The following is a 6,274-nucleotide window of genomic DNA, read 5'->3' as shown; positions in this document are numbered from 1 at the left end:
CGGGTCCCCGTGCGGGGACCCGCCGCGCCGTGGATCGGACCGCTGCCGTTCTCGCCGTCAGCCCGTCCGTCCACCCATCGATGCGACACACGGAGGAACCATGCTCAAGACCATCGCCGCCACCGCCACCGCCACCGCCTGCGCACTGCTCGCCGGCTGCTCCACGAGCAACGGGCCGACCTCGTCCGAGACCATCTCGGGGCCCGCGGCCACCATCCCCGCCACGCCCACCGCTCGCACCCCCACCGGCAGCGGCGCCTCGACCAGGGGACAGCGGAGCGGCCGGGTGGACAAGCTCGTGACCTTCATCGTGGAGAACAAGACGTTCGGCCAGATGCGCGCTCAGATGCCCTGGGTCGCGCAGCTCGCCGACCGGTACGGTTATGCGGCGGACTACCGGGCGCTGACGCACCCCTCGCTGCCGAACTACCTCGCCATCGCCGGCGGCTCACTCTTCGGCGTTGCCGACGACGACCCGCCGTCCGCGCACCCGGTCTCCGGCCCGAGCATCTTCGGAAGAGCGCTGGCCGTGGGGAGCACCGCGGCGCTGTACGCCGAGGACATGAACGGCACCTGCGAGCTCGAGCCCGACGGCCGCTACGCCGTCAAGCACAACCCGTGGGCGTACTTCGTGGACGAGCGCGACACCTGTGCCCAGCACGACGTACCGCTCGACCGGCTCGCCAACGACATCCGGACCGGATCCCTCCCCGACGTCGGGATGGTCATCCCGAACATGTGCAACGACGCCCACGACTGCCCGCTGTCGGTGGCGAACGACTGGCTCCAGCAGGAGGTCGGCCAGATGATGACCGGTCCGGACTGGAAGTCCGGGCGGCTCGCCATCGTGATCACCGCCGACGAGGACGACGGCACCGAGGGCAACCACATCCTCACGGTGGTCGCGCACCCGAGCCTCGATCACGTGGTCGTCGAGACGCCGTTGACCCATGACGCCCTCGGCCGGGCGTACGCCGATGTCGGTGGCTTCGCACCTCTGGGGAATTCGCGCACCGCGCCGTCGCTGCTCACCGCCTTCGGCCTCTCGTCCTAGCACCGGTGGTCAGGTCTGCCTCGGCTACCACCGGGAGATCGACATCCAGGCGTCCTGGCTCATCACTGCCGGGACCGGCGTCCGCTCAGGTTGTCGGCAGGTTCGGGACGGCAGGGTGGTCCGCATGCAGCAACGCGCCTTCGTCTCACCCAAGGTCCCCGAGGTCTTCGTCGTCTTCTGGGCCACCAAGCTCCTCACCACCGGGATCGGTGAGACCGGAGCCGACTTCCTGGGGAGCCACAGCATCGCGATCGCCGGGATCGTCGGCGTCGGCGGGTTCTTTGCCGCTCTGTGGTGGCAGCTGAGAGCGGAGACCTACCACCCGGTCCGGTACTGGGTGAGCGTGTTGATGGTCGCCGTCTTCGGCACGATGATCGCCGATGGGCCGCACGTCGCGCTCGGGACGCCGTACTGGTTCGACGCCATCGTCTACTTCGCATTGCTCTGCGGGCTGCTGGCCTGGTGGTATCGCAGCGAGGGCACCCTGTCGGTCCACTCGATCGTCACCAGCCGGCGTGAGCGCCTCTACTGGGGCACGGTGCTGATGACCTTCGGCCTCGGCACCGCGCTAGGCGACGCCGCCGCGATCGACGCTGGCCTCGGGTTCGGCTGGTCGATCGTGCTGTTCGGGGTCGCGATCCTGCTCCCGCTCGGGCTGTGGCGCGCCGGTCTCCCCGCCGTCGGGTGCTTCTGGGCCTCGTACGCGCTGACCCGCCCACTCGGCGCGAGCGTTGCCGACTTCCTGGCGTCGAGGTCGTCGGCAGGCGGGCTCGGCTGGGGCACGGGTGTGGTCACCGCGGCCGGTCTGGTGATCTTCGCGGCCCTGGTCGGCTACGTGACCCTCACACACTCCGACGAGGAGGGCGCGCATGCCCGGGCGACCGAGCCCCACCAGCCGCTGGAACCGGACGCGCTGCCCGCTGCGGACTGACGGCGTCACGCTTGGGGTTGGATCGCGGCCGCCAACCTCGCGTCGGCGCAGCTCGGCAACCCGGCGATCGGTCCTTCCAGATCGCACCATGGGGCGGAGGACGCGGCGAAGCCTCGCGTCAGAGGACCGTGGAGCTTCTGTGGGCGATACTGGGTTTGAACCAGTGACCTCTTCCGTGTCAAGGAAGCGCGCTACCGCTGCGCCAATCGCCCGAGGATGATGCTGTTGTGGTGGAGCTCGAGGTGGGTACGGGATTTGAACCCGTGTACACGGATTTGCAGTCCGTTGCCTCGCCTCTCGGCCAACCCACCGTGGAGGCCTGACGCTTCTGGTGGAGACCTCTCCGAGCGGACGACGAGGCTCGAACTCGCGACCTCAACCTTGGCAAGGTTGCGCTCTACCAACTGAGCTACGTCCGCTTGACTCCCCGGCTCGGCTTCCCGCGCCGCGGCGACGCAGAGAACAGTAGCGGAGCCACCACGGCCCGCCAAATCGGGGTTGCCCGGCGTGTCCGCGGCGGTCGGCGGGTCGATCTCGGCCGATGCGCGCGGACTAGAGTCCAGCCATGCACGCCTGGATCGATGGCCGTCTGCTCACCGACCCGACCGAACCGGTCTTCCCGGTCAACGACCACGGCGTCATCGTCGGCGACGGGATCTTCGAGACCCTGAAGGTCGTCGACGGTCATCCGTTCGCGCTGGACCGGCACCTGGCCAGGCTCGCCGCATCTGCCCGCGGACTCGGACTGCCGACTCCCGACGAGCAGGCGCTGCGCCGTGGCGTCGCGGAGGTGCTCGGGGTCGAGCGGGTCCCGCTCGCCCGTCTGCGGATCACCCTCACCAGTGGCGCGGGACCGTTCGGCTCCGCCCGCGGTCCACAGCCACCGACCATGGTGGTGGCCACGGAGGCGGTCGCCCCCACCGCCACCACGACGAGCGTGGTCACGGTGCCGTGGCGGCGCAATGAGTTCGGCGCGCTGCGCGGGCTCAAGACGACGTCGTACGCCGAGAACGTGCTGGCCTTGGCCGAGGCTCGCCGGCGGGGTGCGACCGAGGCGATCCTCGGCAACACCCAGGGTCAGCTGTGCGAAGGCACCGGCAGCAACATCTTCTACGTGCTGGACGGGGAGCTGTGCACGCCGACCCTGGACAGCGGCTGCCTGGCTGGCATCACGCGTGCCCTCGTCCTGGAGTGGTACGGCGGCCGCGAGGTCGATGCGCCGCTGACCGAGGTGGCGGCCGGGGCCAGCGAGGCCTTCCTGGTCTCGACGCTGCGTGACGTCCAGGCGATCACGCGGTGGGACGAGCGCGTCCTACCGCACGGTCTCGTCACGGTGGAGGCCCGCCGGGCCTGGCGGCGGCACGAGCCGAGCCTGACCGGCTGAGGCGCTCACTCGGTGATGGCGCCGAGCAGATCGGCGACCAGTGCGTCCAGGTCGAGGAACTCGTGCTCCGAGCCGACCGGCACCGCCGCGAACGTGCGTGCCAGGAACTCCTGCACCATCCGGGACGAGGTGATGGCCACCAGCCGGCCGTCGGGGGAGTGGAAGTCGATGACCGCGACCGCGCGCCCGTTCTCGTCGATGCTCGGTGCGACCCGCACGTCACCCTCGCCGGTCGGCGCGGCCATGCCGTGCAGCAGCAGGGTGCGCGAGACGACCCACTCGACGTCTCCGCTGGGGGCGTGGAAGGTCAGCGACACCGCATACGGGTCGTGCTGGCGGTAGCCCAGCGTGGTCGGCACGTCGACGGTGCGGCCCCACGGATCGAGGCAGGACAGGGTCACGTCCTGGGTGACTGTCGGGTGCTGGCCGAAATCCTTCATGTCGTTCGTCGGGCTCCTTGGTTGCGGTCTCATCGAAGAGACGCGCGACCGCGGAGCCCATGACGCGGTTCGGGCGGGTGTGCCGCGTCACTTCAGCGCGCACTGGCCGAGCTGCCCGCCAACTGCCCGCCAGCTGCCCGGTGGAGGCGCTCAGCCGCGCCCGGCGAGAGCCGCCCGCAGCCGCGCCACGGGCCCCTCGAGGTTGTACCTCGCGGCCAGTTCGGCGAGCCGGACGGGATCGGCCGGCGCGGTCGGCAGCGACGTCGCGCTCCGGTCGACCGGCAGGTCTCGCCGGACGGCGACCACCTCCGGTGCCGCCGCCAGATACCGCCGAGCCGCCTCGATCTTGGACCGGGTGGAGGCGGTCAGGATGCTGGCCGGATCGGCCGCGGCGGCCAGCACGCCGGCCAGGTCGTGGTGGCTGGCGAGCAGCTTGGCCGCCGTCTTCTCGCCGACCCCGCGCACGCCCGGCAGCCCGTCGGAGGAGTCGCCGCGCAGGGTCGCGTAGTCGGCGTACTGAGCGGCGGTGACGCCGTACCGCGCGAGCACCCAGGCCTCGTCGACCCGGTCGTGGTTGCCGACCCCGCGCGCGGTGTAGAGCACCCGGACCCCGGCCGCGTCGTCGACCAGCTGGAACAGATCACGATCGCCGGTGACCACCTCGACCGGCATCCCGGCACCGGTGGCGAAGGTGCCGATCACGTCGTCGGCCTCCATCTGGTCGACCCCGACCACGGCGATCCCGGCCGCCGCGAGCACCTCCCGGATGATCGGGACCTGGGCCTCCAGCGGGTCCGGCACCTCCTCCACGTCGGGGGCCGCGCCGGCGCCCGGCTCGACCACCCGATGCGCCTTGTAGGACTCGATCAGATCCACCCGCCAGGCCGGCCGCCAGTCGTTGTCCCAGCAGCACACCAGGTCACTGGGGGAGTAGTCCTCGACCAGTCGGGCGATGAACTCGAGCAGCCCACGGACGGCATTGACCGGAGTGCCGTCCGCGGCGGTGATCTCGGGGACGCCGAAGAAGGCACGGAAGTAGAGCGAGGCGGTGTCGAGCAGCATCAGACGTGGAGTCACGCGGGCGAGCCTAGTGGGCCCCGGCACCGGCGAGGCCGGCCTCGGCGGGAGTGAGTCTTTCGCCATCCGGATAGCGCTGCGGGAGGCTGTGCGGGTCGTTACGCTGTGCCGCGTGAACGCTTCCGACATCGAGGGCACCGATCGCAAGATCGTGTCGCTGCTGGCCGCGGACGGCCGGATGTCCTACACCGACCTGGGCAAGGCGACGGGGCTCTCCACCTCTGCCGTCCACCAACGGGTCAAGCGACTCGAGCAGCGCGGTCTGATCAAGGGGTACGGCGCCACCGTGAACCATGCCGCGATGGGGCTGCCACTGACGGCGTTCGTGGCGATCCGCCCGATCGACCCGTCCCAGCCCGACGACTGTCCCGAGCGGGTCAAGGGGCTGCCCGAGATCGAGTCGTGCTGGTCGGTGGCCGGCGACGAGTCCTACCTGCTCAAGGTCCGCACCGCGACGCCGGAGGCGCTCGAGGAGCTGCTCGGTCGGATCCGCAACGTCGCCAACGTCTCCACCCGCACCACCATCGCGCTCTCCACCTACTACGAGAACCGCCCGGTCTCGGCGGAGTGACCACCTGGGCCGAGGCGGTCGGGCTGGTCGCCGCCGGCATCGGTGCGGGCGTGTGCGGCAGCGTCGCCGGACTCGCCTCGCTCTCCTCCTATCCGGCGCTGCTGGCCACCGGCATGTCGCCGGTGGCCGCGAACGTGACCAACACGGTGGCGCTCGTCGGCTCGTCGCTCGGTTCGGTGATCGGCTCTCGCCCCGAGCTGCGCGGCCAGGGTCACCGGTTGCGGTCGTACGCCGGCCTGACCCTGCTCGGCGGGGTGATCGGCGCGGTCCTGCTGCTCACCACGCCCTCGGGTGGCTTCGCCAAGGCGGTTCCGTTCCTGATCGCCCTCTCCGCCGTCCTGGTGCTGGTCCAGCCGCGCCTGCAGGCGGCACTGACCCGCCGTCGGGCGAGTGCCGCCGCACCGGTCCGGATCGGCTGGGCCTGGCGGTCGGCGCTGGTCGGCATCGGCCTGTACGGCGGTTACTTCGGCGCCGGGGCGGGCGTGATGATGATCGCGGTGCTCGCGCTGATCACCGGCGACGCACTGGTCCGGGTCAACGCGTTGAAGAACGTCCTGCTCGGTGTCGCCAACGGCGGCGCCGCGATCGGGTTCGCACTCGTCGGGCCGGTGCACTGGCTGCCGGCGGTCCTGCTCGGGCTCGGGTGCGTCGCCGGTGGATACGTCGGGCCGGCTCTGGTGCGGGTCATCCCGCCACTGCTGCTGCGCACCCTCATCGCGCTGGCCGGCCTCTATCTCGCCGTCAGCCTCTTCCTCGACGCCTATTGAGCCGGGGTCGGGGGCTGAGCCGACGCTGCCTCACCTGCGACACGTGGCCC

7 protein-coding genes and 3 tRNA genes are annotated in these 6,274 nt (G+C 71.0%); 5 read left to right on the top strand and 5 right to left on the bottom strand.

The window, feature by feature from the left end:
* Positions 1 to 100 precede the first annotated feature (100 nt).
* Complete coding sequence (locus QM638_RS00870) at positions 101 to 1,054, top strand: alkaline phosphatase family protein (protein ID WP_415140032.1); 954 nt, start codon at positions 101 to 103, stop codon at positions 1,052 to 1,054.
* 124 nt (positions 1,055 to 1,178) lie between these two features.
* Positions 1,179 to 1,985 carry a hypothetical protein gene (locus QM638_RS00865; protein WP_415140031.1) on the top strand — a complete coding sequence of 269 codons (807 nt, stop codon included), beginning with the start codon at positions 1,179 to 1,181 and terminating at the stop codon, positions 1,983 to 1,985.
* Between the two features lie 140 nt (positions 1,986 to 2,125).
* Here QM638_RS00865 and QM638_RS00860 read toward each other — a convergent pair.
* The 3 genes from QM638_RS00860 to QM638_RS00850 all read right to left on the bottom strand — a co-directional run bounded on the left by QM638_RS00860 (position 2,126) and on the right by QM638_RS00850 (position 2,404).
* Positions 2,126 to 2,197, bottom strand: a tRNA-Val gene (locus tag QM638_RS00860).
* Positions 2,198 to 2,225: 28 nt separating this feature from the next.
* Positions 2,226 to 2,296 (bottom strand) — tRNA-Cys (locus tag QM638_RS00855).
* Between the two features lie 35 nt (positions 2,297 to 2,331).
* A tRNA-Gly gene (locus QM638_RS00850) sits at positions 2,332 to 2,404 on the bottom strand.
* A gap of 146 nt (positions 2,405 to 2,550) precedes the next feature.
* Between QM638_RS00850 and QM638_RS00845 the strand changes: the two genes are divergently transcribed.
* On the top strand, positions 2,551 to 3,369 hold the full coding sequence (locus QM638_RS00845) for an aminotransferase class IV (RefSeq protein WP_415140030.1): 819 nt from the start codon (positions 2,551 to 2,553) through the stop codon (positions 3,367 to 3,369).
* 5 nt (positions 3,370 to 3,374) lie between these two features.
* On the opposite strand, the gene QM638_RS00840 is transcribed toward QM638_RS00845, so the two are convergent.
* Together QM638_RS00840 and QM638_RS00835 are read right to left on the bottom strand one after the other, a co-directional pair.
* Positions 3,375 to 3,809: an SsgA family sporulation/cell division regulator gene (locus tag QM638_RS00840; RefSeq protein WP_415140029.1), complete on the bottom strand. Its 435-nt coding sequence runs from the start codon at positions 3,807 to 3,809 to the stop codon at positions 3,375 to 3,377.
* Between the two features lie 150 nt (positions 3,810 to 3,959).
* Complete coding sequence (locus QM638_RS00835) at positions 3,960 to 4,871, bottom strand: 5'-3' exonuclease (protein ID WP_415140038.1); 912 nt, start codon at positions 4,869 to 4,871, stop codon at positions 3,960 to 3,962.
* Positions 4,872 to 5,013: 142 nt separating this feature from the next.
* Between QM638_RS00835 and QM638_RS00830 the strand changes: the two genes are divergently transcribed.
* Together QM638_RS00830 and QM638_RS00825 are read left to right on the top strand one after the other, a co-directional pair.
* Positions 5,014 to 5,457 carry an Lrp/AsnC family transcriptional regulator gene (locus QM638_RS00830; protein WP_415140037.1) on the top strand — a complete coding sequence of 148 codons (444 nt, stop codon included), beginning with the start codon at positions 5,014 to 5,016 and terminating at the stop codon, positions 5,455 to 5,457.
* Entirely contained in the window at positions 5,454 to 6,224 is a 771-nt protein-coding gene (locus tag QM638_RS00825; RefSeq protein ID WP_415140028.1) for a sulfite exporter TauE/SafE family protein, read from the top strand. The genes QM638_RS00830 and QM638_RS00825 overlap by 4 nt, the downstream gene beginning before the upstream one ends.
* Positions 6,225 to 6,274: the final 50 nt, after the last annotated feature.

Origin of the sequence: Nocardioides sp., assembly GCF_047606145.1 — a bacterium.
Taxonomy (GTDB): Bacteria; Actinomycetota; Actinomycetes; order Propionibacteriales; family Nocardioidaceae; genus Nocardioides.
Note: the sequence above shows the minus strand (reverse complement) of the source record. Positions and strands in the feature narration are given on the sequence as shown.

Excerpts from the sequence above, each read along its gene's own strand:
- QM638_RS00870 (WP_415140032.1), top strand. The coding sequence starts at position 101 with ATGCTCAAGACCATCGCCGCCACCGCCACCGCCACCGCCTGCGCACTG.
- QM638_RS00865 (WP_415140031.1), top strand. The coding sequence starts at position 1,179 with ATGCAGCAACGCGCCTTCGTCTCACCCAAGGTCCCCGAGGTCTTCGTC.
- QM638_RS00845 (WP_415140030.1), top strand. The coding sequence starts at position 2,551 with ATGCACGCCTGGATCGATGGCCGTCTGCTCACCGACCCGACCGAACCG.
- QM638_RS00840 (WP_415140029.1), bottom strand. The coding sequence starts at position 3,809 with ATGAAGGATTTCGGCCAGCACCCGACAGTCACCCAGGACGTGACCCTG.
- QM638_RS00835 (WP_415140038.1), bottom strand. The coding sequence starts at position 4,871 with ATGCTGCTCGACACCGCCTCGCTCTACTTCCGTGCCTTCTTCGGCGTC.